Origin of the sequence: Sphingosinicella soli (assembly GCF_014199685.1) — a bacterium.
GTDB classification, from domain to species: domain Bacteria; phylum Pseudomonadota; class Alphaproteobacteria; order Sphingomonadales; family Sphingomonadaceae; genus Sphingosinicella; species Sphingosinicella soli.
Genome location: NZ_JACHNZ010000035.1, coordinates 13,653 through 39,092 on the forward strand (window position 1 = coordinate 13,653; position 25,440 = coordinate 39,092).

18 protein-coding genes are annotated in these 25,440 nt (G+C 63.7%); 3 read left to right on the top strand and 15 right to left on the bottom strand.

Going from position 1 to position 25,440, the window contains the following annotated elements:
- Positions 1-13: 13 nt before the first annotated feature.
- Positions 14-1,135, bottom strand: coding sequence for a DUF819 family protein (locus GGQ98_RS13790; protein ID WP_184070493.1), 1,122 nt, complete (start codon positions 1,133-1,135; stop codon positions 14-16).
- A gap of 74 nt (positions 1,136-1,209) precedes the next feature.
- Between GGQ98_RS13790 and GGQ98_RS13795 the strand changes: the two genes are divergently transcribed.
- Positions 1,210-2,289 carry a P1 family peptidase gene (locus GGQ98_RS13795; protein WP_207791418.1) on the top strand — a complete coding sequence of 360 codons (1,080 nt, stop codon included), beginning with the start codon at positions 1,210-1,212 and terminating at the stop codon, positions 2,287-2,289.
- A gap of 5 nt (positions 2,290-2,294) precedes the next feature.
- Here GGQ98_RS13795 and GGQ98_RS13800 read toward each other — a convergent pair whose 3' ends face one another.
- Genes GGQ98_RS13800 through GGQ98_RS13810 form a run of 3 tightly spaced genes read right to left on the bottom strand, consistent with a single transcriptional unit; the run spans position 2,295 to position 7,971 of the window.
- On the bottom strand, positions 2,295-3,803 hold the full coding sequence (locus tag GGQ98_RS13800; RefSeq protein ID WP_184070495.1) for a serine hydrolase: 1,509 nt from the start codon (positions 3,801-3,803) through the stop codon (positions 2,295-2,297).
- Positions 3,800-5,779, bottom strand: a complete 1,980-nt coding sequence (locus GGQ98_RS13805) for a serine hydrolase domain-containing protein (protein ID WP_184070497.1) — start codon at positions 5,777-5,779, stop codon at positions 3,800-3,802. Before GGQ98_RS13805 ends, GGQ98_RS13800 begins: the two co-directional genes overlap by 4 nt.
- A 44-nt stretch (positions 5,780-5,823) precedes the next feature.
- Positions 5,824-7,971, bottom strand: coding sequence for a TonB-dependent receptor (locus tag GGQ98_RS13810; protein ID WP_184070499.1), 2,148 nt, complete (start codon positions 7,969-7,971; stop codon positions 5,824-5,826).
- Positions 7,972-8,199: 228 nt separating this feature from the next.
- Between GGQ98_RS13810 and GGQ98_RS13815 the strand changes: the two genes are divergently transcribed.
- Together GGQ98_RS13815 and GGQ98_RS13820 are read left to right on the top strand one after the other, a co-directional pair.
- Positions 8,200-8,934 (top strand): TetR family transcriptional regulator, encoded by a 735-nt coding sequence (locus GGQ98_RS13815; RefSeq protein WP_184070501.1) that lies wholly within the window; start codon positions 8,200-8,202, stop codon positions 8,932-8,934.
- A gap of 109 nt (positions 8,935-9,043) precedes the next feature.
- Positions 9,044-10,411, top strand: a complete 1,368-nt coding sequence (locus tag GGQ98_RS13820) for an aminotransferase class III-fold pyridoxal phosphate-dependent enzyme (protein ID WP_207791419.1) — start codon at positions 9,044-9,046, stop codon at positions 10,409-10,411.
- Between the two features lie 97 nt (positions 10,412-10,508).
- Here GGQ98_RS13820 and GGQ98_RS13825 read toward each other — a convergent pair whose 3' ends face one another.
- From GGQ98_RS13825 to GGQ98_RS13875, 11 genes are all read right to left on the bottom strand, one after another.
- Positions 10,509-11,246, bottom strand: coding sequence for an aspartate/glutamate racemase family protein (locus GGQ98_RS13825; RefSeq protein WP_184070502.1), 738 nt, complete (start codon positions 11,244-11,246; stop codon positions 10,509-10,511).
- 9 nt (positions 11,247-11,255) lie between these two features.
- Positions 11,256-12,473 carry an MFS transporter gene (locus GGQ98_RS13830; protein ID WP_184070504.1) on the bottom strand — a complete coding sequence of 406 codons (1,218 nt, stop codon included), beginning with the start codon at positions 12,471-12,473 and terminating at the stop codon, positions 11,256-11,258.
- On the bottom strand, positions 12,470-13,138 hold the full coding sequence (locus GGQ98_RS13835) for an aspartate/glutamate racemase family protein (RefSeq protein WP_184070506.1): 669 nt from the start codon (positions 13,136-13,138) through the stop codon (positions 12,470-12,472). Before GGQ98_RS13835 ends, GGQ98_RS13830 begins: the two co-directional genes overlap by 4 nt.
- Positions 13,135-14,241 (bottom strand): DUF917 domain-containing protein, encoded by a 1,107-nt coding sequence (locus GGQ98_RS13840; protein ID WP_184070508.1) that lies wholly within the window; start codon positions 14,239-14,241, stop codon positions 13,135-13,137. The genes GGQ98_RS13835 and GGQ98_RS13840 overlap by 4 nt, the downstream gene beginning before the upstream one ends.
- 2 nt (positions 14,242-14,243) lie before the next feature.
- Entirely contained in the window at positions 14,244-15,782 is a 1,539-nt protein-coding gene (locus GGQ98_RS13845; protein WP_184070510.1) for a hydantoinase/oxoprolinase N-terminal domain-containing protein, read from the bottom strand.
- Positions 15,779-16,855 carry a DUF917 domain-containing protein gene (locus GGQ98_RS13850; protein WP_184070512.1) on the bottom strand — a complete coding sequence of 359 codons (1,077 nt, stop codon included), beginning with the start codon at positions 16,853-16,855 and terminating at the stop codon, positions 15,779-15,781. Before GGQ98_RS13850 ends, GGQ98_RS13845 begins: the two co-directional genes overlap by 4 nt.
- Before the next feature lie 8 nt (positions 16,856-16,863).
- Positions 16,864-19,167: a TonB-dependent receptor gene (locus tag GGQ98_RS13855; protein WP_184070513.1), complete on the bottom strand. Its 2,304-nt coding sequence runs from the start codon at positions 19,165-19,167 to the stop codon at positions 16,864-16,866.
- A gap of 96 nt (positions 19,168-19,263) precedes the next feature.
- Positions 19,264-21,822 (bottom strand): LuxR C-terminal-related transcriptional regulator, encoded by a 2,559-nt coding sequence (locus GGQ98_RS13860; RefSeq protein WP_184070515.1) that lies wholly within the window; start codon positions 21,820-21,822, stop codon positions 19,264-19,266.
- Positions 21,776-23,035 (bottom strand): FtsX-like permease family protein, encoded by a 1,260-nt coding sequence (locus GGQ98_RS13865; RefSeq protein WP_184070517.1) that lies wholly within the window; start codon positions 23,033-23,035, stop codon positions 21,776-21,778. Before GGQ98_RS13865 ends, GGQ98_RS13860 begins: the two co-directional genes overlap by 47 nt.
- Positions 22,984-24,468, bottom strand: coding sequence for an ABC transporter permease (locus GGQ98_RS13870; protein WP_184070519.1), 1,485 nt, complete (start codon positions 24,466-24,468; stop codon positions 22,984-22,986). Before GGQ98_RS13870 ends, GGQ98_RS13865 begins: the two co-directional genes overlap by 52 nt.
- Positions 24,469-24,495: 27 nt before the next feature.
- On the bottom strand, positions 24,496-25,179 hold the full coding sequence (locus GGQ98_RS13875; RefSeq protein WP_184070529.1) for an ABC transporter ATP-binding protein: 684 nt from the start codon (positions 25,177-25,179) through the stop codon (positions 24,496-24,498).
- Between the last annotated feature and the right edge of the window lie 261 nt (positions 25,180-25,440).

Consider the following 25,440-nt stretch of genomic DNA (forward strand, 5'->3'; position numbering starts at 1 on the left):
TTTCAAACCGGCGTTACGACCAGCCGAGCAGCATCGCGACACCGACGCCGATGAAATTCGCGACGATGTAGCCGAGGATTCCCGCGAAGAGGCCGGGTGTCACGAGAGAACTCCACTCCCGCGCTCCCGCCATGCCGGCAGCGGTGGCCGGCCCCAAGACTGCGGCGTTGGACGCCACAAGCATCTCCCGCATCGGCATGCGAAACAGAAACGCGCAGCCCAGGACCACGACCAGATGCGTGCAGACGATGATCGCGGCGAAACCCAGAAACTGTAAAGCCGAGCCGCTCAGAGCGCCGAAATCCGCCCCGAAACCGACCACAACGAAAAATCCGTACATGATGGCGATCCCCACCTCTTCCACGCCCTTCAGCCGTGCAATCTGATCGGGGAAAATATTGGCGGCAGCGACGGTGATGATCGTGAGGAACAGGATCGAAAAGCCGGGGATGCCGAACCACACCGCCAGCTCGCTTGCAATCCAGCTCACGAGAAATGCCGTGCCGACGGCCAGCGCCAGACGTCCTGCACGGTCTGCCGGAAGCCCCTCCGAGGCCTGTTCCGGCTTTTTCACCGCGACGGTCCCGCCCTCCTCCCCGCGCTTGGTGAGCAGTCCCGCGAGGATCATCAGCACCATGAAGAACAGCGCGCCGACCACGGTGTCTGCGGCGAGCGCACCCGCGTAGATATCCGGGTCCGTGAAGCCGAGGCTTTGCGACACGGCGACGAAATTCATCGCGCCGCCGATGTAGGTGGCGGCGAAAACACCCGCGGCCGACGCCTCTATCGCGCCCAGATCCATCGCAGCGACGGCCACCGCGACACCCGCCAAGGTCGCGAGGCAGGCAACGACGAATGACACCAGCACCGGCCGCGCTTCGACGAAGATAACCCGAAGGCGCGAATTCAGCAGCAACAAGACAATACCCACAGGCACAAACTGCGCCATCACCACATCGTAAACAGGCGCAGAGATAGGCGTGATGCCGATATTCGACGCAAATATCGCGATAACCATTATAAGAACAGATCCGGGAGCGAACCTCCCTATTCGCGTTTTTTCTACGAGAAACCCGAATCCTATCAACATTATTATTATCGATATCAAGATAATATGATCGTTTGCGCCAATCATGCCGATTCCATAATTGAAATTGATTTACGATTAAACTTATAAGACTGTGCAATTCCCCGAGGAAAGGATTCGTCGTGAGCGATCAGAAGGGCCGAGCCCGCGATTTCGGCGTTTGCTTTCAGGGCGCACCCGGCCCGTTCAATGCCGTTACGGATGTGCCTGGCATAAAAATCGGCCACCACCAACTCGTGGCGGGCGAGGACGTTCGCACCGGCGTCACGGCGATCGTGATCGACGCGCCCGATGCCGCCTCCGGCGTTCCCGCCGCGCTGTTTTCCTTCAACGGCACGGGCGAGATGACGGGCAGCCATCTGATTGAGGAGATCGGCGTGCTGTTCGGCCCCGTGCTGACCACCGGCACGCTGAACGTCGGCGCGGCGCGCGACGGCGCGCTGCAATGGGCGCGGCGTCATGTGACGGATGCCGATCGTCGATTCTCGCGCATTCTGCCCGTTGTCGCCGAAACCTTCGACGGGCGCCTGCACGATGCCTGGGGACTGCATCTGAAGCCCGAGCATGCGCTCGCCGCGCTGGAGGCCGCACGCGGCGGCGCCGTCGAGGAAGGCGCCGTGGGCGGGGGAACGGGCATGATCGCCTTCGGATTCAAGGGCGGCATCGGCACGGCATCGCGCCTGGTGCGCTTCGGCGAAGGCACGTTCAGCGTCGGCGTGCTGGCGCAGTGCAACTATGGACGCCGCGAGGAACTGACCATTTGCGGCGTGCCGGTGGGACGCCTGATCGCCGATCTGAAACCCGAAGGCATCGACGCCGGGGACACGCCCGAAAGCGCTTCGCTGATCGTGATCGTCGCGACCGACGCGCCGCTCGATGCGGTGGGGCTGAAAAGGCTGGCACGCCGCGCCGCGCTGGGGATGGGGCGCACCGGCGTGACGGGCGATGCGGGCTCGGGCGACATCTTCCTGGCGATTTCCACCGCGCACCGCGTCACGCTCGGCGGCGAGACCCTGAACGCGATGGCCGTGGTGCCGCCCCTGTCGCTCGACCCGTTCAGCGAGGCGACGGTTCAAGCGGTCGAGGAGGCGCTCATCAACGCGCTGTTCGCCGGTGAAACCATGCGCGGGCAGAACGGCGCGCTCGTATACGGCCTGCCGCGCGAGCGCGCCGCGCAGCTGATCGCATCGGGGGGCCGCTGAATACCTCACGACGCCGCGCGCTTGTATTCGCCGGATTGTCCGCTCGCGGAAAAGACCAGCCCCGCGACACCCTCCACCTCGCGGAACTGGATGAGCGCTGGCTCCGGCCACGAGAAGGCGGGGTTTTCGAGCAGAAGCTGCAACCGCTCCGCACCCCACGGTCGCAGGCGGATCGGCGCGCCGTCACCCAGCCGGGCCGTCAGTTCGCCGCCCTGTCGGCGGATCGCGATCGTGCCGAAGGCAGCGCTGTGATAGTCGCCCGGCCAGGCCTTGAGCTGCGCGGCTGAAAGGGGGCGCGGCGCATGGGTTTTGCGCGCGTCATCCGCCGTTTTCTGCTGATGCGCCTGCCAGGACGCGAGCAACCCGGCGAAGCGGTCGCGGTCCTCATCCTTTACGCCGAGAGCGCTGTCCAGAACCGCGTTGCGTATGGCGAGGCGGCCGAGCGAACCTTCGCGGTTCATCATCACGGCAACCCCCACCCCGGCATCGGGCATCCACGCGATCATCGCCGCAACGCCGTCTCCGCCGCCGAGATGCGTGAGAACGCGGTGGCCCCGGTAGCTGCCGGTGAACCAGCCGAAGGCGTAGCCGTGATCGGCCTTTGCATCATACTGGAAGCTCTCCAGCGGGCCGCGCTCGCGGATCACCGTCTGGGTGGTGATGATTTCGCTGAACGCTTCGGGCGAGACGAGGCGCGTGCCGTCCGGCGCCTGCCCCTCCGCTATCCAGAAGGCCAGCCAGCGCGCCATGTCGCGCGCCGATGCGTAAAGACCGCCGGCGGGCTGCGTATTGTCGTAGGGATGATCGAGCGTGAAGCTGCGAACACTGTTGCCGTCGAAGGCATGCATCCCGGCGACATTCGCCTGCCCCGCAAGCGCTGCCGCGCCCACTAGCGTGTCCGCCATGCCGAGAGGCCGGAGCACATCTTCTCGCACCGACGCTTGCCACGAACGGCCGGTGGCGGAGGAGACCATCGTGCCGGCCGCCGTGTACATGAGATTGCTGTAGCTGAAGCCGCTGCGAAACCCATCCTGTTGCGGCAGGCCGCGCATCGCCGCGATCAGCGCATGATCCCGCACGCCGGGATGATTGAACCACAACAGATCGCCGCGCACAGTGCCGGTTCGGTGTGCGAGCAGGTCGCGCAGCGTGACCTCCGCCGTAACGCAGGCATCCGCCACGGCGAAATCGGGCAGGATTTTCGAAACCTTGTCGTCCCAGCCCAGAAGGCCGCGATCGACCGCCTGCGCCGCCACCACGGCGGTGAACGCCTTGGTGAGCGAGGCGATGCCGAAACGCGTGCGCGCGTCCACCGGCGCGGCGGCGGCGAGGTCTCTTACGCCGTAGCTGCGCAGATCCGGCGCCTGGCCCTTGCGCACGATCGCGACAGCGGCGCCGGGCACGGCTTCGGCAGCCATCACATCGCGGATCAGCGTATCCAGAGCATCGGCCCGCGCTGTGGTCGGCCACGCCGTCATCAGGATGCACAGCAGGCCGAGCGCGACCCTGATCACAAGCGGAAGCCGATCATGTTGAACATCGCGAGGAGCGCGATCCATCCGATCGCGCACAGAGACAGCAGCAGCAGGTGCAGATGCTCGAAGATCAGGAACGGCTGCCGTCTCGTTGCGAGCGCCACAAGGTTGCGCACAAAGCCGTAGAGCAGCACCGCGCACGCCGCCGCCAGCAGCGTGCCGAGCCCGGCCAACGCCAGAAAGCGCGCTTCAAGCCCAAGCAGGAAATCCTCGATAAGCGGCCGCCCGGTCCAGAACGTCAGCAGCGCGAGCCCGATCAGAACGACGATCACTGCCGACAAGACCGCCGCGATGCGCGTTGTCCGCCCGGCGACCATTCGGCGTGCGCGCCAGAACAGCGCGGCAAACCCGCTCACCCCCGAAAGCAGCAGGACGGGAAGCATCGCCGCGTGGGTTGCAGGGTTCTGGAGCAAACCCACCCTCACGAACGGATCGATGGCGAAGCGCGGGTTCAGGCTGATGGAGCCATCCGCCGGATCACGGGAAAATGCCCACACCGGTGAGGCCGTGAAGCCGCCGCTGACGGACGGAGCGCTCTGCGCGTGCCAATACACGTTGGGCGCGACGGCGCGGTAAGGCCCCTTGCCGCCGATCATCAGGCCACCTTCGACAGGCTCGACACGCATCACCGCATCTGCCGCGTTCAACAGATCGAGAAATTCCATGATCGTGCCGTAGGCGCGATATTCGTGCCGGTAGCTTCCTGCCAGGTCCGCAACGGGAATGGCCGTTTCGGCCTTCCCCGCAAGCGGCACGCCGTCGCCGTGGAAATGCTGCATGAAGCTGCTGAACACGCCGATGTTGCTGAGCGGCATTTCGACCGGGCGATCGGGATCGGGCGCTCCGCCGCCGGAAAAGAGGGACGCGACGGGATCGACCGACGGCATCTCGGCCATCAGCGAAAAGAACAGGCCGACGTTCTGCTCGGGGAATATCCAGAAGATCGAATGAAACCCCGGCCAATCGCCGCCATGACCGATACCGCGCGTGCTGCCCCAGTCCAGCGTCATGAAGACCGTTCCGAACCCCAGAACGGCGGGGTGATTTCCGGCGTGACGATCCAGCAACTCCGCAAACCTTGCGGGCGAAAGCCCGAGCGGCGTCGCCTCTCCGCGCGCGCCTGCCAGCAGCGCGTTCATGTAGCGCGTCATGTCCGGCGCTGTCGAAACGATCGCGCCCACAGGGGCGAAGAACGGATGAATGCCCATGAATGTCACCGGCTGCGCGGTCCCGTTCGGCAGGTAGCCATAGGGTTTGCCGAGGCCGCGCGGCGGCGTGCCGCCGTAGGCCATCTCGGTATTCGCCATCCCCAGCGGTTCGAAGATGTTTGCGCGCATGAATTCGGCGATCGGCACGTTCGTGAGATCTTCGACGATTATACCCAGAATCGCGGTCGAATAATTCGAATAGACGGCACGCGCGCCCGGCTTTCGAACGATCGGCACGGCCTGCTGCCGCAGCGCATCTGGCGAAAGCATGGGCGTGTAGGGCGCGTCGGACGCGATGCCGAACGTGCGGTTCGCAAAACCGCCGCGATGCGTGGCGAGTTCGCGGATCGTGATCTCGCGTCCTTCATATTCCGGAAGTTTGATACGCCGCAAATACAGATTGGCCGGATCATCGAGAGAACCGATGAGCCCCCGCTCGATCAATTGCGCGATCGCGACGGCACCGAACGTCTTCGTCGCGGATCCGATGCGAACGCGCGTCCTTTCTGCATTGAACGTCCGTGTGGACGCAGCGTCTGCCCATCCGTAACCGCGGGCGAACACCGTTTCTCCCCCGCTCGAAACCGAAAGGACCGCGCCGCTCAGACGCCGTTCGGCAAGCGCGCGCGCAAACAGCGGATCGGCCCACTGTGCAACGGATGCCTCGTCGGAACGTTTTTCGGCGGCGGCAACGGTGGTCGTCGCCACCATCGCAAACAGCATCAGGATTGCAGCCCAAAGCCTCATCACCGCCCCACCCCCTCGCCTATCAACACAGCATCTTATACGCCTCAGTAGCGCGCGCTCAATGTCAGGCCGAATGTTCTGGGTGTCGTCACGTAAGCCGATGTCGTACCCAGAAACGCCTGCGAATATTCGATCGCATGACTGTTCAGCAGGTTGTTCGCCCAGGCGGACAGGCGCCATGCATCATCGACAGCGCCGATGCCGATGCGCGCGTTCACCAGTGTCTTGGCTTCCTGCCGGAAGGCCGGGGAATTATCGACGTAGATATAGGCGTTGCTCGTGTGGCTTACCTGGGTGAGCGCCACGATGCTGAGATCGGTCCCGACCTCTTTCTCGACACGCACCGCACCGTTCAAGGTCAGCTTCGGCGCGTTCTGCAGCGCGTTGCCCGAGCAGTTCGACCCGAACGGGTCGCAATTGGGATAGCTGTCGTATTCCGCATCGACATAGCCGATGCCGCCCATGATCTGGAGCCACTGCGCAGGGCGCCCGGTCAGTTCGAATTCGAAACCACGCGCCGATGCGCTCGCTGCATTGCTGACCTGGAAGAAGGTTCCGACACGCGTCTGTTCCTGCTTGTCGGAATAATCGAGATAGAAGACCGCGCCGCTGAAGCGCAGCGCACCATCAAGAAGGTTCGCGCGTCCGCCGATTTCATAATTGTCGACGAACTCTGCCTTGAAATCGAGCGTATCGGGCACCGTCGCTACCAGCGTGGCGTTGAACCCGCCCGCCTTGAATCCCCGGCGATAGGAGGCGTAGAGCATCGTCTCGTTCGACGGGCGGTAGGTCAGCGTCGCGTCGCCGGTAAGCGCGCCCTGCGAATAGCTGTCGGTCATTTCCGGAACCTCGACGGCGATACCGGCAATCGGCATGAACGCGCCGGGAGACAGCGACTGAGCGAACCGCAAGTCCTTGCTTTCGTGACTATAGCGCAGCCCGATCGTGGCCACGAGATTATCAGCGAACCGGATTTCCGCCGAACCGAACCCGGCCACGGCTTCGGTGCCGATCCTTGCATCCGTCAACGCCGTTTCGCTGGTGCCGATCGCATCCATGCCGAGATTTGCAGTGGTTCGTGCCGCCACATTTTCCGAAAGATAATAGCCGCCGATCACAAACCCCAAGCTCTCCCCCGCGTCGAAAGACAGGCGAAGTTCCTGGCTGAACTGGGATTGATGCTGGCGGCGGCCCGTGAAGGAAATATCCGCAACGCTGAAATCCTGATCGATCAGCGCATCGACGCGCTGTTCGCGATATGCCGTGACCGCAACCAGTTCAGCGCCGCCGAAATCGTGCGCCAGCCTGGCCGAGATGCCCGTCGCTTCGCGATGCGAGAAGCTGTTGAAATTCGTGCCGATCTTCCGATCGTCCAGAGGAAAGGGATCGAGCGGCGCCAGCGCGCCTTCCTTGATGTCTTCAAGACCATCGACGCTGTTGTCGCGGTAGACGTCACCGATCACCGTGACCGACGTGGCCTCGCCAAGCTCGGCGCGGAGCTTGCCGCGCAAACCCCACACATCGAGATCGCGATAGGACTTATCGCGCGCGAAATCCTTCAAAACGCCGTCGCGCTTGCGAATGATGCCGCTCAGCGCCCCGTAAAGCGCGCCCTGCGAGATGGGGCCGCTGACATCCGCGCGGGCCTGGACGTAATCGTAGTTGCCGTAGGTGATATCTCCGCCCGCCGTCGCCGTATCTCCCGGCTCCCGCGTGAAGACGTTGATCGCGCCGCCGACGGTGTTGCGCCCGTAAAGCGTGCCCTGCGGACCGCGAAGCACCTCCACGCGCTCGATATCCGAAAGCGCGGTCATGAAGGCGAAGGACTTGCCGATATAGACATCATCGACATAGAGCCCGATCCCGGATTCGATGCCCGGGTTGTTCGAGGTCGAAGACAGGCCGCGAATGCTGAAACTGTTGCTTGCCGCGCTGCCGCCTGTCGTTGTGAGGTTGGGCGTGATGAGCGCGATATCCTCAAGCGACCGCACGCCGCGCTCGTTCAGTTCCTCGCCGCTCGCAACCGTAAGACTGATCGGCACATCGAGGATGGATTCCGACACTCTGCGGGCCTGAACGATGATGACGTCGCTGCTGACGACGCCCTGCTCTTCTGCCGCTGAAGCCTGCGTGGCCGCGAAGCAGCCTGCCAGAATGGATGTCGAAAGAGTAAGTGCGTGCCGTATCGTCATTGAAAACCCCCGTTTGTAGCCGCGCCGTTCTGCGCGTGATCCACCGCCCGCCTTCTGCGGCGCCCTGTGGCTGCAACCTGACACTTGTTTATGACCGTACGGTCATTTGTCAACTCCGCGCGGTGCGCTCGTCGCTTTGCGGAACCGGCGACACCTTGCTCTGCCGACGTTCGAGGCCCATTACACGGGCATGCGAACCGGGCAGACCTAGCAGGACCAACCAAACACGTGCCGCAACCCGATCACACTCCACCAAGCCATGTGGTGAATTTCCGCGAACTGCTCGAAAGCCGGTGCGGCCGCCAGTCCGCGCGCCGGAACGACGTGACGGCCGACAAACTCAAGGCTGCGACTGTCCGCCTGCTCGAAACGCGCGGGTACCACGACATCCGGATCGAGACGGTCTGCAAGGAGGCGGGGCTCGCCAAGGGCACGTTATATCTGCACTTTGCCGACAAAGAGGACCTCGTCTCCCAAGTCCTTGAGGAATATACTGATCTTCAAATCCGCCTGATGCCCGGCGCAGGCCACTGCAAAACCGCGTTTGACGCGCTGAGCTTTCTAAATGCCTGGTTTTCCGACACATTCTGCGAAAATGTCGGCCTGCACCGCAGCCTGATGCAGCTTTCCGAAACGATACCGCGCATCACCGAAATCTGGACGAATTTCCTCAAGCGCCTGTCGGACCAGTTCAATGCGGAGATCCGCCGCTGGTCGGATACGCCGCTCAGCGCGGACCTGTCGACGCTGGCCACATATTGCCTTTGGGGCATGCTCGATCAGGCGCTTTATGCGATCTATGCCGTGCACCGGAACCCGGATTTCGGCCGTCTTGCGCGAAATCGGGCGTTTCTCATCCAGTCCATAACGCTGCTTCAGTATCGCGCCCTGTTTCTGGAAAACCCGGACACCGTGATCGACAAGTCCCTGCAACCGCTTCTGTCTCTGAAACTGCAGCAATAATGCGCGGACCCGCAGGATGCGCACATCCTTGCGACGGTCATATAAATGACTATACGGTCATTCACAGTGGGCTGGCAGCTTCCAGCACATCTTCAAGAAGGCAGGTCGAGTGGACAGGATCATCGGCTCCAGGTCGACGCAGGCAAGCGTTAAATCCGGTGTGCAGGATTTCTTTCTTCCCGTCGGGGCGCAGCGACCGCCGACGATAGAAAGCGCCGAGGGCATTTACTATTTCGATGCGTCCGGGCGACGCTATCTCGATGCCTCTTCGGGCCCGGTGGCCGTCAACATCGGTCATGGAAACCCGCGGATACACGAGGCGATCGCCAACCAGGCACGCAAGGCGGCGTTCGCATTTCCGCTCAGCTTCCAGAGCGAGGCAAACCTTCACTTCACCGAGGCCCTGCTCGCACTCGCCGGGCCGGGCTACGACCATGTTTATGTAACATCCGGCGGCTCCGAAGCCGTTGAAACCTGCATGAAGTTCGCGCGGGTCCACGCGGTGCGGACCGGGCAGCCGCAGCGGCGGCATTTCATCAGCCTCGATCCGTCGTATCACGGCGCGACTCTCGGCGCGATGTCGCTGACCGGCGACGCGAGCATGGCCGCACTGTTCGATCCGATCATGGCAGCGGGAAACCGGGTTCCGGCCCCCCTCACCTATCGGCTGCCCGAAGGCGAAACGGCGGAAACCTATGCGCGCACATGCCTGCGCGCGCTGGAAGAGCGTATCGCGGTGCTTGGCGCGGAAACCGTTCTGGGCCTTGTCGTCGAGCCGATTTCGGGGCTGTCGAGCGGCGCGAACGTGGCGCCGGATCTCTATTACGCGGGCATTCGGGAAATCTGCACGCGGCACGACATCCTTCTCATCTACGACGAAGTGCTCAGCGGATCGGGGCGCACGGGCAAGATGTTCGGCTTCGAACATTGGCCCGATCACAAACCCGATCTGGTCGCACTGTCGAAAGGCATCAGTTCGGGATATTTTCCCGTCGGGGCCATGCTCGCACCGGCTCATATGGTGAAGGCCGTGGCCGAAACCGGCGGGTTTCCTCACGCGCAGACCTACACGACGACGCCGCTCGCCTGCGCGGCGGGCGCGGCGGTTCTGAAGGAAATCACATCGAACGGGCTGATCGACAATGCCCGGCTGATGGGAGACAGGCTTCGCGCCGGGCTGGAGAGGCTTATGGCGATCTCGCCTGTTGTCGGCGACGTGCGCGGACGCGGGCTGCTTCTGGCGATCGAAATCGTGCAGGATCAGGCCACGAAGCGGAGTTTTCCCTTCGAGAGAAACGCCGTGGGAGAACTGGGGCGCATCGGCATGGAAGAAGGCATTGCGCTCTATCCGCGCCGCACCAACGGCGGCATCTTCGGCGAATGGCTGATGATCACGCCGCCGATCATCATTTCAGACACACAGGTCGATGAACTGCTCTCCCGGCTGGAGGCCACCCTGAAGCGCTTCGCCGCCTGATCGCCGCCTTCGACCGCTTCATTTCATGCGGATAACCAGATCTGCTCCCTGGAAACTGCACACTATCGCCATGTCACCTCATTCGGTGAAGCGTCGATCAGCGGATAGCGAGGATCGATTCCCGTGTGCGGGCCGGAGGATCGATGGAGGTGCGCTTGCTGTGCGACAAACCCAGTCTCGCCAATGTCACAGCGTCGAGGACGGCTGAACTGATCGGGTCCACGACGGGAATATAGTTTCCGGTCTCCCCGCTCAGGTAGGCGGACAGGCGTTCGCTGACGCCGAACATTCCGGTGCAGCCGAGGATCAGCGCCTCGGCGCCGTCGTCGCGGACCGCCGCGAGCGCCTGCTCGCGCAGCGCCTGCATGAAATGCTCGCCCTCCAGCGCCAGAACCGGGATGCCGAGGGCACGCACGGAACAGAGCCGGCCGCTCAAACCCGCGCGCAGGCCCATGTCGCGTATCAGCGGCAGGACACTGTCGAGTATGGTGACGACGCCGAAGCGGTCGGCAAGCGTGGCCGCCCGGTGCAGGGAGGATTGCCCGGGGCCCACAACGGGGATGGAGAGCAGTTCGCGCGCGGCCGCCACGCCCGGATCACCGAAACAGTCGATCACGATCGCATCAACGCCGTCCGCGGCAAGCGCAAGGCAGGACCGCAGGATCTCCGGTCCGGCCATCACTTCGTCGGCAGCGTTTTCGATCGACGCGGGGCCGCGAGCAATCGCCGAGCAGCTGACCTGCGCGGAACTTCCCACCATTTCGGCGAATTGGGATGGGTCATAGGCATCCGCGCCGGTGATGGGCGTGAGGATATGGATACGGGGCGTGCGCATGCGCTTGTCCTATTCGGCCTGTGGAACGGAGGGTGCGGATATCCGGCGCGCGACGGCCTGCGCGAAGCCGATCGTTGCAACGCTGAGGCAGCCGATCACGACAGGAAGCGCGGACACGCTGCCGCTGTCCAGAATGAGGCCACCGATGAGCGGCCCGAACGCCCCCGCGCCGAAGACAAGACCGCTGCAGATCGCCGTGGTCCGCCCCGACGCATCGAGGGCGATCGTCATTTCGATGATGTAGGTCCACGCGAAGATCGACGTTCCGCTCCAGAACAGGAAGGCGACGCAGTACAGTACCGGGCTCGCAACCAGGGCGATTGCCATGAAGACCAGCCCCACGAGGATCTGACTGCCCACGACCGTCCACAGCCGGCCAAAGCGAAGCCCCAACCAGATCGTCGCCGCCGGACCGGCAAGGCCGATGACCGTGCCGATCGACAGCACCGCCGACAATGTCGCCCCGTCGACATCGAGCGCCGTTGCGCGCCGTTCGACCAGCGACCATGTGGTGGCGTCGCGCAGCCAGAAGGCGACGGTGCAGAGAATAATCAACACCAGCGGAAACGCCGCCAGACGCGGCCGGTCTTTCAAGCGGGTCAAGACCCGCGCCGGGCCGGTTGCCGTGCTCGCATGCCGGACGGCGATGAGCAGCAGGAGCATGACCCCCACGGCCGCCGCCTGAAGCGCGAACAGGCCGGAGACGGCCCCGTGGGCGCCAATCCATGGCGCGGCCGCCCAGATCAGCATCTGCCAAGGCATCATCAGAATCCACGACCGCGCGCTCAGTCGCGCGGGATCGCGGGACGAGGCGGTGATGGCATTGCCCGCCGCGCAGCATATCCCGAAACCCACGCCTGAAAGCGGCATTGCGACGAACAATGCCTCCCCAGGCATCACCGCGAGCATGAGCGTGGCGATGAGGCTGAGCACTGCGCCGAGGATCACCACGCGAAGGCGATCAAACCGGTCGATGAAGGTGCCGCACAGCGCGGTCACGGCGGCGATGCAGCCCAGTTCCGCGCTGGCGATCAGCCCGGCCATGCTGCCGGACAGGCCCTGATGCTCCATCAGTGCGCCGATCGTCCAGGGCAAGGTCAGCGCGGGCAGATAGGCAATGGCGTTGGCAGCGAAGTTGGAGAGCAGGATGGTCGGCTCGTCCCGCCATCCCGCAAGCAGGTTCGACGTCGACGCTTCGACGGGAAGCGCGTGATCCTCCGCGTTCAACCGCGCGCGCCGATGGCGGTGCGGGCCAGCGCAATCGTGACGCCCAGAGGTTCCAGAACGGGACAGGAAATGCCTTCGGCCGCCAACCGCTCACCCAGGGCTTCGGCCAGATCGGCCATGCCGGTGCATCCGAGCAAAAGACCGTTCGCGCCGCCCGCGATCGCTCGGCGCGCGGCCTCGACCAGCGCCGCCAAGGTCCGTTCGGGATCGGCATGGAGCTCAAGAACGGGAATGCCGATCGCGCTGTAGGCAGCGAAGGATTTCTGAAGCCCCAGCCCGGCAATCTGCGCCTCGACCTCTTCTCGCGCATCGTCGAGCACGTCGATCAACCCGAAACGCAGGCCGATCGCTGCGGCATAATGCATGGAGGCCTCCGCCGTGCCCAGCACCGGGATGTCGAATCGTGCGCGCAGGGCCGCGACAGCGGGATCGCACATGCAATTGATCACGATCGCATCGGCACCCTCCCCGACGAGCGCGGTCGCCGCGCGCAGGACGCCGGGGGTGCAGGCCGCAGCGTCGGCTTCATTCTCGATGGACGCCAGCCCCTCGTCGATGAAGGACACCCGCATCTTGAAGGCATCGCTGCGGTAGCGGGTGATGCTCTCCATCGGCACCGCGCCCGTATCGACAACCGGGTTGATGATCGCCACGGTTTTCGTCATCGGTCGCCCCCTCCGCCAGAGATCGGCCGGTAATCGAAAGCATAGCCGAAGGCGCGCGGGCCCACCGATGCCAGCGCGCGCGCCGACCGCATGAGCAAAGGCGCGCTCAGCGCGATCACCTTCACGCGCTGCCCATAGCGGATCGCATCTGACGTGATCGGGGTCAGGGTGTCGCTATCGACGACCGAAATGATATCGGGTGTCGAGACCAGCGGCGCGCCATCCTGCCAGGCGACGAGGAACTCGTTCTGGAAGTCGAGCGTCACCGCCCGTCCGCCGGAACCCGGTTCCTTGACGATCGCCGATCCGACATCGAAGCCGCCGTCGGTGCCATGCTCCCGTCCCATGACGATCCCGTCGATGAGCAACAGGCAGTCTATGCCCCGGCGCACGCGCAGGCTCTCGCTGAGCGCCGCGAACGGATCGTGGGCATCTCCGGCAGCCGCCCGTATGTCGGCGCCGATTCCGCGCGCCAGCGACACCGTCCTCGGTACGGCATGCGCGCGGATGTCGCGCCCCGACAAGGGGTAGTCCACGGCGAAGCATTTGCTTCCCATCGCAACCGAGAGTGCCCGGACCAGCATCTCGACCCGGTCGCACGATCCGGATTCGATCACAATGGCCTCGCCGCGTTCACCCGATACGACGGTCGGCGTCGCGCTGTGTCCGTAGATCGCGAAAGCGACCTGGTCGCTGCGCGGGAAGGCGCGCCCCATCCCGTCCGCATCGATGACGGGAAGCCCGGTCAGCCCGCCGGCGATCAGCGGAACCAGACCGTTGAATCCGCCGATCTCCGAAGCGATCAGCGCCCTCAGCGGCGCGGGCAGCCGCGTCTGCATCGCCTCGATCCCGGCGACGATCTCGCGATCGGCGATCAGCTTTTCGATCAGGGTGAACGGCGCGCCGACATAGCCGACGTTCACCGCGATATCATCGTCGGACAGAGCGCCGGGATCGATGATCCGGATGGTCGCGCCGCGGGCCAGCATGGCCCTGAGCAGCGTCACCGCATAATGCGGATCTCCGCCCCCGCCCGAACCGAGCATCGCGCAGCCGAGCGCGAGATCGTCGAGATCCTCGGACGCCAGATACCAATCCGCCATGATCAGACGTCCGCCAGCTCGCCCGCGACCCGCACGCGGACCCGCCGCGAATTGCCCGGCATATAGGCCATCGGCAGATCCTCGATCTCGATCGTTTCGATCGAGCCGGGATCGGCGCCCGCATCGCGCGCGCGCTCCTGCGCCAGCGCGGTCGCGGTTCTGATCGCATCCTCGCGCCCCACATCGCTGAAGATCTGGTCGACCTCGCCGCTGATCTTGGCCATGGCTGCCCCCACCGCATTGGCCACGTCGTGATGCTCGACGAACAGCACCTCGGACACGCCCTTCAGCTCCGGCGGAATCAGGAAAGATCCGCCGCCGACGGCAAGCAGCGGGATGTCGCCCGCCCGTGTCTTGGAGGACTCGATGCCGTTTTCCAGCATCGACGCCACCGCCGCTTCGAACCACCGGACGGTTGCCGACGGCACGTCGGCGACCCTCTCACGCGCGCCGATGGCGGCGCGCCCGGCGGCGACGCCAAGGTCGGTCGCGGTCAGAACATCACCGCCGAAGACGCGGCCAAGCTCCGTAAGCCGATACCCGACGCTGTCAGGCCCCAGGCGGAGCGGATCGGCATGAACCCGCGTGCCGCCGCCAAGCGGCAGGCAAAGAACATCGGGCATGCGGAACAACGTCCGCACGCCGCCGACCTCGACCACGCCGTTGGCCTGGCGGGGAAAGCCGTTGACGAGCATGCCGATGTCGCTGGTGGTGCCGCCGACATCGATCACGATCGCGTCGGACACGCCGCTGAGCGAAGCCGCGCCGCGCATACTGTTCGTCGGCCCCGAGGAGAAGCACAGCACTGGCGCACGCTCGGCCGCCTCGGCAGACATCACCGTTCCGTCGTTCTGGGTGAGATAGAGCCTTGCATCAAGGCCGCTGGCCGCGATCGCCTCGCGGAAGCCCTTGGTCGTGACCCGGGCGAGCCGGGCGAGCGCCGCGTTCAGGATCGCGACGTTCTCGCGCTCCATCAGGCCCATGCGGCCGAGGTCGCGCGACAGGGTTACGCTGACATTCGGGCAGAATTTCTCCAGCGCCTCGGCAGCGCGAAGCTCATGATCGCCGCGAAGCGGAGAGAAGACGCCCGACACCGCCACGGCCTCGACGCCCGAATCTGCGATCCGGCGCGCGGCATCCTCCATCAGGCGGTCGTCGAACGCGGCGATCTCGCGGCCGTCGACCTCGAAACCGCCGGGAAGCAGGATCGTGTCCTGCTGCACCAGCTCACGGAGATCGGACGGCCAGTCGACGAACGGCGGCAGCGACGACGACGCCGGCAGGCAGAGCCTGACCGCCGTGACGCGATTGAGGCGCTGCCGCTCGACGACGGCATTCACGAAATGGGTCGTGCCGATGATGACGGCCCCGGCTTCGCGCATTTCGGGCCCGGCACGCGCGATCAGTGCAGCGAGCGCGGTCTTGATCCCGGTCGTGACGTCCGGTGTCGTCGGCGACTTGATCGTGGTCAGCACCCGCAGGCCGTCGAGCAGCACCGCATCGGTGTTGGTGCCGCCCACATCGATGCCGATCCGTTTCAAAGGGAATATCCTGTCTGATGGGGGGACGTGTAATCGAAGTCGTAGCCGAAGCCGCGCGGGCCAAGCACGGCAAGCGCGCGGGGCGTGATATGCGCGGCGGCGGGCGGAAGGCTGACGACCGCGACCTGCTGTGCGTAGCGGAGCGATTCGGTTCCGATCGGTTCGCCGCGCTGTGTATCGAACAGGCAGAGAAGGTCGGGCACGGTCGAGATGATCTCCTCGCCGCGCATCACGACTGAGTATTCGTTCTGGAAATGCACGCGCACGGTCTCGCCGGACGCATCGTTGATCGTTGCCGTGCCGCGCACGAAGCCGTCGGTCGTCTCGCGGACGATGTCGACGATCCGGCCGCGACCGAGTTCGATCCCGCCTTCCGCATCCAGCAGCGCGGCGATGACGTCGGCGCGCTGCTTCTGCGCGCCGAAGATCGCCTCGCCGATGCGGATCGCGCGCGAATAGGTTCCGGGAATGGCGTGATCGATCACGGTCGCGCCGGACGCGGAGGTGGCGCAGGCGGCCACCGATCCGAAGGCCGTCGTGATGACGCGCAGCAGATCTTCCGTCCAGCGCCCATCGACGGTTTCGCGCAGCAGGACGCTGTTGTTGCGGACGTCGCACAGCACCATCGGCGTCATCGGCACGCCGGCCAGCGCGAAGCTCGACATATGCACCTGCGGGAAGGATCGTCCCACGGTGTCGGCGTCGATCAGCGGCAGGCCGGTATGGGCAGCGATCAGCACCGGGATGACGCCGTTCATGCTGCCGATCTCATAGCCCATGATCGCGTCGAACGGCTGGCCTTCGATGGCTTCCAGCTCGTGGACGGGTTTCACGAAATGATCCGCATCGAGGAAGCGCTCGGTCATCACCAGCGGCGCGCCGACCATGGCGACCAGCGCCACGCGGACATCGCGCGTCAGGCTGTCCGCACTGCACAGCTCCACGGTCCGGTCCCCCATGAAGTTCGCGGTGCACAAATGCTCGAGGTAGGGGAAGGAGCCGCCGCCTGCGCTGAGGACGGCGGCTCCCATGCCGAGTGCACGAAGCGTGTCGAGATCGATCGTAATGGTCATGCGGAGAACTAGAACGCGGATCGCAGCGAGACACCATAGGTTCTGGGGGGACCGTAGACCTCGATGACGGCGCCATTGGTCGTCACGAACGGAATGGCGGCGACGCGATAGTCCTTTTTGGTGATGTTCTGCGCGTAGATCGAGATATCCCAGCTCTCGTCCGCCGCGCCGAACCCGATCCTCGCGTTGATGGTCAGGTAAGCCGGCTCGCGGGTCGCCGGATAATCTATGAGGTTGAGCTTCTGCGAACTGACCCACTTCCCGTCGGCATGCGCGCTGAGCTGATGCGCACCGATGTCCCAGCGCTTGTCGATGTAGAGGCTGATGCTCTCGTCGGGCGCGTTCGGCAGGCGCTGCGACTGGAAGCTGACGTCGCCGGTCAGCACATTGCCCACCGCGATCGGATCGATGCGGGTGTGGAGCAGCGAACCGGCGACGCCGATCGCAAGGCCCGGTGCCAGGCGGGCGCGCAGATCCGCCTCGGCGCCGTAGATCTCGCCGTCGGTGTTGAACGTCAGGGTCGACGGCCCGAGCTGGCTGAACACCTGCACGTTCTTGTAGTCATAATAGAAAAAGCTGCCGCTTGCCTGAAGCCAGCCACCGGCCCCGCCGTATTTCACGCCCGCCTCGTAGCTGGTGAGCACTTCATCCTTGAAGAGGGTTTCGTCGACGCTGAAAAATGCCGTGGCGCCTGCGTTGTATCCGCCCGCCTTGGTGCCGCGCGACACGCCGCCGTAGATCAAGACCTCGTCGCTCGCCGCATAGCTCAGCTGGAGCTTGCCATCCCAGTTGCCGGAGCTGCGCCGCGTTTGCGCGCCGGGTACGCCCGGACCATAGCCGGTGCCCTGCACGATCTCCGGACTGGTGAAACCGAGCAGGTCGCAGCCCGGGCCGGTGCAGGGCGTCGTCATCGCGAAGCTCTTGCGATCCCGTGTATAGCGGGCACCCGCGATCAGCGTCAGGCGGGGGGCGACCTCCACCTCGGTTTGCCCGAAGACCGCCCATGTGCGGGTGTCGAGCTTCCAGGCATTGCCGACATTGGATTCGAACGACGGATCACCCGGATAAAAGCCGACCGCGCTGCTGTAATCGCCGTTGATCGCCAGGAAATAGCCGCCGATCAACCAATCCGCAGGGCCGTTGCTTCCGGCCAGGCGAAGCTCCTGCGCATAATCGTCCGATCGGGCGATCTGGTCATAATACAGCAGATCGTAGGACGTGCCGTCCGAATCCTCGTCCCGATAACTCTTGCGCAAGCGGCCATAGGAGGAGATCGACGTGAGCGTGACGTCGCCCAGCCGCAGGTTCAGCGTTGCGTTGGCGTTCCAGTAGGTTCGCGAAAAGCCGCCCTCGCGATTGTTGTTGATGGTGCGCGGATTTCCGTCGTCGGTGTCGCCGCTCAGACAGTCGGCGGCACCCGGAGCGACGGGAGCGCCGAAAAAGCCCGCACAGAAATCGGCGAAGTCGGCGCCGTTGCCCAGCTCGAACATGCCGGTGCCGGGATCGGGATAGGCCGCGCGCGCCTGAAACGGGCTGGTGCTGATCTTGTCGCGCGAGCGACGGACGATGATGCCGAAATCGCTGCCGTCGTCGAAGCTCTTGTAGAGCTGTCCGCGCAGGCTGAAGTTGTCGGCGTCGCCTTTTCGTCCACCCAGGCTGTTGCGGAAATAGCCGTGGTGGCGATCTTTCACAGCGGAGAGGCGCGCCAGGATGCCGCCGCCGATCGGGCCGCTGATCGCGCCTTCCGCGCGGATCGTGTCGTAATTCCCGTAGGACAGCTGCCCATAGCCCGACACTGTCTCGGTGGGCTTGGCGCTGATGATCTGAACGACGCCGCCGGTCGCGTTCCGGCCGAACAGCGTGCCTTGCGGTCCGCGCAGCACTTCGACGCGTTCCAGATCGAACAGGTTTGATCCGATCGCGCTCAGATACGGGATGTAGGAACCATCGGCGAATATCGCGACAGGCGATTCCTGATGGTCGCTGAAATCGAACTGCGAGACGCCGCGAAGCGTGAAAATGGTGATGACCGGATTGCCGTAGTCGCTCACGGTCAGGTTCGGCGCGATCCGCCCGAGCGAGCCTGTCGCGACGACGTTCTGATCCCGCAGCTGATCGCCCGTCACCGCCGTCACCGAGATCGGGACGTCGCTCAGGTTCTGCGCGCGCTTCTGGGCGGTGATGACGATCTCGCCTTCGACCGGAGCCGGATCGCTGATCTGCGCGATGGCTGCGTGGGAAACGAGCGCCGTGCCGCAAAGGGCGACGCCGCGCGCCAGCCGAAGGATTCTGTGGATAGGCGAAAGCTGCATGACTGCCCCCTTTTTTTGTGCAGCTGCACTATGGCGCTTTCCGCAGGGCCCACCCAGTCCGGTTAGTAGTAGTGACTATACACAGATTAGTAGGGGTCAGGAAGCGGGCACGGCTTCCCGCGCCTTGCGGCAGGCATCCTCGCGGTTGTGGACGCCAAGCTGGGCGTAAATCCGCTTGAGATGATAGCGGACGCCGTGCGGCGTAATGCCGAGTTCGAGCGCCAGCGCCTTGTCGGACAATCCCCGGCCCGCGCCTTCCAGAACAGCGAGTTCCCTGGGTGTGAAGAACGCCGAGACGGGGCTTTCGTCCTGCCGCCCGCCCTCCCCGCCGATGAGCGGATGCGGGAGCCTCAGCCTCTCGACGATGAGCGAAGCCCGGTGAAAACCGCTCCGGCCGCTCAGCGCCGCGACCAGATCGTTGCTGTCAGCGGCTAGGCCAAGCCCCGATCGCAGCGACCGGAAGCGCAGTTCAGAGCGCAGATTGCCATGTCGCGCCGCCCAGCCGACGGCATCGCCGAGTAATGCCTCCACCTCCGGATCGCCAAACCGGAAGGCGAGCGCGGCGCGCGCCTCCACCATGGCCTCGTAAGCCCGCCATGGCCGGAATCCGGGATGCAGCAGTTCCCGCCGGGACAGCTCTTCATAGGCACGGCGGGCTTCCATGGCATCGTTCGCGAGCATCAGCAGCAGCAAGCGGTGATGCTCCAGGATGTAGGTAAGCGATCGCACCCCCTGCCTGTCCGCATAGTCGACGCCTGCATCGATCAGCGCCAGCGCCGGGCGATCGTCGCCGGAGAGAACCAGTTTCTCGGAATAGGTGCGGAAGGCCGCGGCGAATACGTCCGGCCACCCGTCGAGGCCGGGCAGGCGCCGGCATATGTTGCGCAGCCGGGCGGAGGCGCCGTTCTCGGCGGGGTCGGTCTCGTGCTGTAGTTCGAGACGGAACGCATCGCGGATCATCGTCAGCCGCTCGTCTCCACGAAGCGCCGTCTGGCAGGCGCGCTCGCCCGCGTGAAATGCCGTCCAGGCCGCCGGGGCGTCCCCCTTGATTCCCGCGATCATCGCGATGTCGCAATGCAGAAAGAAGGCCGCGTACGGCGATTGCACGTGATCCGCATGGCCGATCGCCTCGCGCGCGGCCTGCCGGGCGGCGTCGAAGGCGCTTTCCATCTGCAGGACATAGCAGCGCGTGGTGCCTGCGGCGGTCCTTATCAGCGGCTCCAGACCGGGGATGAGCGGGGCCAGCGCCTCAAGCTCCTCGACGTCGGACATCGACAGAGGGGTTCCCTGATAGATGGCAAGCAGGCTTCGGCACATGAGGCGCTCGATGCGCAGCGGCAAGGGAAGGTCTGCGAGCGTTCCTTCCTCCTGCATGCGCCGCTCGATATGCGCGAACAGATCGCCGCACGCCTTCAGCCGGCCCATCTTCGACCAGTAGATGATGCAGGCGTAACCGATCCGGGCATTGCTTCGCGCCATGTCCGGGGGAAGCAGGTCGACGATCCTGCGCAGTGGCCCGAGGCCAAGTTCGAACCAGAGGCGGAGCGGATTGCAGGCCTCGATGATCTCCCCGATCAGCGCTTCGTCCGCCAGCGAAACGGCCATCGCGGTCGCGTGCACGAAGCACCCCGCCGCCAGATAGGCCTGGGCCGCCCGCTCGCGGAAATCGCGCGCCGCATCGGGATCCGCCATCTCGAAGGCTTTCCGGGCGAGGTTGACAAAGGCGGGATGGACCGCCAGATCCAGCCCCTCGTCGGACGGAATGCGGCAGACCAGGCGCCGTTCGATCAGCCGCGTCAGTATCTCTTCACTCGGAACCGCCGGTATCAACTGTGCCGCCAGCGACCGGGAGAAACGGTCGAGCAGCGAAAGGCGCGCGAAAACGTCGCGATCCTCGGTACTCATGGGCGCCAGAAGACGCGCGTTCAGAAAATCCTCGACCGCGTCGCGGCGAGCGCCGCCGGACTCCGTGCCGAACCGTCTGGCGATCATGATCTGCGCGAGCGCCGGCCACCCGCCGCTTTTGCGTTCGATGGCGCGGATCTGGTGATCGGTCGCGGCCCGTCCCGCGAGCGTCCCGATCTCGGCCCTGTCGAAGATCAGGTCGTCCGCGCCCAGCCGATGGAGCAGCCCGCGGCGATCGAGTTCCGACAGCGGCAAGGGAACACCGCCCTCCGTCGCCAGCGCGATCGTCAACCCGTCCGGCATGAATCGAAGAAGCGGCGCAAGCACGTGTTCCGTCACCTCTGCCCGGGCGGCGGCGACATTGTCGAGCACCAGCATCCAGCGGTCCCCGGACTGTTCGATGTGCGAAAGAAGGCGCTGTACAGCGATAGCGGGCGCCGCATCCCTGATCGTCTCGGCATGGCAATCAAGGCCCTCCTCGTCCACCGCGAAGAAGAGGTAGCGTAAGGCTGCCGAGGGATCGTCCGCTGTGTCGAGCGTGAACCACGCGACTTTATGGAGCTGATCCTGAAGCCGCCTGCTCACATCTGCAAGAAGCGCGGTTTTGCCGAAACCGGGCGGCGCATCAACGAGCAGGACGCCGCCATCGACACTGCCGAGCGTCCTTTTCAGCAGTTGCTGCCGCTGAACGGTTCGTCTTTTGTCAGGAATCGGCCGGGTTCGGCTGCGTAGCAGCCAATTCTCTGACATCCTCCGCCTCATATGGAGCGCCAAACGGGAAGGATCCGTGTCTCACCGAAAGGACATGGCGTGTCCAGTGAATTGGCCACCTGCCCGAGCGCGGCCGGGACGATTCCCGAGTGTCATCGAGCAACCAAACCCCTGCACACGTTGGCGCAGTGGCCCTCATTCGTCCCTCAGCGCCTTGATCGGTTTGCTGCGCGCGACCTTGGCGGCGTGCGCCCCTACCGTGCTCCAAGCGATGATGAGGGAAAGCAGCGCGGCGCCCAGGCAAAAACGGCAGCAACAACCAGCTGTCGATGCGATAGGGAAATGACTCGAGCCATCTCGTCATCGCCCAGATGGCGAGCGGCCAGGCGATAAGATTGGCAAGCAATACCGGCTTCGAGAACTGCCACACCAACAGACGAACAATATCAAAGACGCCTGCACCCAGGACTTTTCGAATTCCGATCTCCTTCGTGCGGCGTTCCGCCGTAAACGCAGCAAGCCCGTATAGTCCTAGGCACGCGACCACGATCGTGATGAAGGAGAATGTCGCCAGCAGGATGGACATGTCCCTCTCCTTCCGAAACTCCTCTGCGATAGCGTCGTCGACGAACCCGTATTGAAAGGGCACATCGTTGGTGAAGGAATCCCACACGCCTTCCAGCCTGTCGACGATGGCGCGGGGATCGCCATTGTATTTGACTGCCAGAACATTGTAGCGGTTGGGATCGAGAAGGTAGATTTCTGCCCGAATAGCCTTCTTCGGCGATTGGAAATAAATGTCGGGCGTGACACCAATAATCGCCATTCTACCAAAGATCGGCCCGTCCTCGTCCGCGCCGATCACGGTTAGCAGGTATTTTCCCAGCGCCTCTTCCGGTGTTGAAAAGCCGAGCGTTTTGACACTCTGACTGTTGATGACGACTGAGCCTGCCGAGCCTTCGCCATTGGCGGCAGGTACACCGTCGGTGGAATAGTCCCTGCTGTAGAATCGGCCTGCGGTCAGTGGCACCTTATACGTCTCAAGGAACTCGTAATCGACCGATTGGGTGCTGATCATGATGCTCTGGCCGGCTTCTGCCCCCTCTACCTGAAAGGGGCGCAGACGTTCGTGGATGTCGATCGGACTATAATCGGTAAACCCGGCGGAGATGACACCCGGCGTACGCAGCACCGCTTGTTTCAACGCCTCCTTGCGGCCCGAGATGTTCTCGTTGCGGATGTTCTCCACCACGACGACGTCGTCCTTGCTGTAACCGGATCCTTGCTGGTCGCGTACCAGGTTTGGCCGTAGACGGTCGCCGTCGCGACGATCAGCGCGATGGAAATGGCGAACTGCAGAACCACCAGCGCGTTGCGCAGGGCGAGCGAACTGCGGGTCTCGGCACTTTTGTTCGCCTTCAACACGCGTGCGGGCATAAAACCCGACAGAACCATTGCGGGGTAAATACCCGCGAGAAAGCCGGTGATGACCACCAGCCCGAGAAGACCCGCGATCGTCAACCAATCATCGTAGGCAAACACAAGCTGCGTATTGAAGAAGAAGTTGAACATCGGCAGCGTCAGTTCGACGAAGATCATTCCGAACAGCAGCCCGAAAGCCGCAAGCATGATCGTCTCGCCGATAAACTGCGCTATCAATTGCCTGCGATTGGCTCCCATGACCTTTCGAAGCGCGACCTCGCGCGCCCGCTGCGTCGATTTCGCAGTGACCAGATTGACGAAGTTGATGCATGCGATCAGCAGGACGAGGGCCGCGATCGCCATCAGTATCCTCACGGTTCCGATGTCGCCGCCCGGCTTCATTTCTCCGATGCTGATCGGCCTCAGGTGCACATCCTTGAGCAGCTGCAACCTCTGCTCGTAAAAGTCTGAGTTTTTGCTTTGAGCCGTCGGCTTTAACGGATCCAGTCCCGTTACGTGGGCATTGATGAGATCCGGCAAGCGCCTGTTGACGCGCTCCAGCGCACCGGGGTCGGCCAATTGCACATAGACGATGTGTTCGCCGATATTTCCCCACGTGTTATAGGCGCCACTGGTGAGCGGGAAGTCGGTCATGTCGAATTTCGCGAGCGCGTTCAGCTTCAGCGCGCTGTTGTCCGGCAAATCCGCGAACACGGCGCCGATGCGATAGTCCCTTTCGATCTCCGACAGATTGATCCGCAGGATCTTGCCGACCGGATTTTCCTTGCCGAAGTATTTCCGGGCAAAGGTTTCGCTCACCGCGAGGCTCGATTTATCATCGAGACTTGCCTGCAAATCGCCGTGAAGAACCTTCAGATCGAATATCTTCGCGGTTTCCGGGTCCGTCCAGTGCATATCCTCCGCGAAGGCTTCGCCGTTCTGCGTCATGATCGGGTGCATGGGGATGAACCGCGTGGCACGAACCACGTCATCGGGAAAATACCCCTCGATCACATCCTTCAAGGGGACCGATGCCGACGCCGCGACAAAGGGCGCCCGCCCCGGGATCGCAACAGTGGTATTCACGCGCGCGATGGTGTCCGCATTCTTCCAGAAATTATCGTAAGATAGTTCGTGCCGCACAAAGAGCATGATCAGAATGCAGGCCGCAAAACCCGTTGCCAGTCCGACGATATTGATCGCGCTGTAGAGCTTGTTCCGGATCAAAATTCTAAGGGCGACCTTGAAATAGTTTTGAAACATGGTCGTTCTCGCAAGCGGAATTGATATTTATACGGCGGCCCGGATATTTTGCGCGACCACGCGACCATCGAACAGATTGATGGTACGCAGGGCGTAATCGGCATGGGAGGGACTGTGCGTCACCATCACGATCGTGGCCCCCTCCTCGTTCAGTGTCTGCAGCATCTCCATGACTTCCTGCCCATGGGCACTGTCGAGATTACCCGTCGGCTCGTCGGCCAGGATCATTGCCTGATTGCCCACGACGGCGCGCGCCACCGCAACACGCTGCTGCTGCCCGCCGGACAATTGCGCCGGCATATGTTTGGCGCGGTGCGCGATGCCGACCTTGTCCATCACGGCACTGACACGCTCGCGGCGTACCGCAGGAGAGATGTTGTGATAGAGCAGCGCCAGTTCGATATTCTCTTCCACGCTCAGTTCATCGATCAGATTGAACGATTGGAAAATGAAGCCAATGTTGTGCTTGCGAAGACTGCTGAGCTGCGATTCGTTCTTTCGGGCCACATCCTTCCCCATGAAACGGTATTCTCCGCTCGTGGGCGTATCCAGCATTCCCAGGATGTTCAGCAACGTGGACTTCCCGCACCCCGATGGCCCCATGATTGCGACGAACTCACCTCGCTTTATTTCGATATCGATGCTCTCGAGCGCTGTCGTTTCCACCTCTGCGGTTCTGTAGGCCTTCGACAGATTGTGCAGCTTCAGCATGGGTTCGTGCTCGTCAGCCTTCATGGGATGTCCTTCCTTCCGGATTATTCCGCAGCCGTCAGCTTGAGACGGTCCATTTCGAGAAAGTCGCTATAGGGGGAGGTCAGCACCGCCTCCCCCACTTCAAGGCCTTCCAGAATCTCGATGAACTGGGCGTTTCGGCGACCTAGCCCCTCTTATTCACCGGGCCGCTGCGTGATGGCGTGATCCTGGGCGGAGGCGGCAGGCGGAGATGGCAAGGGCGAGTTGCGCCGTGGCGAC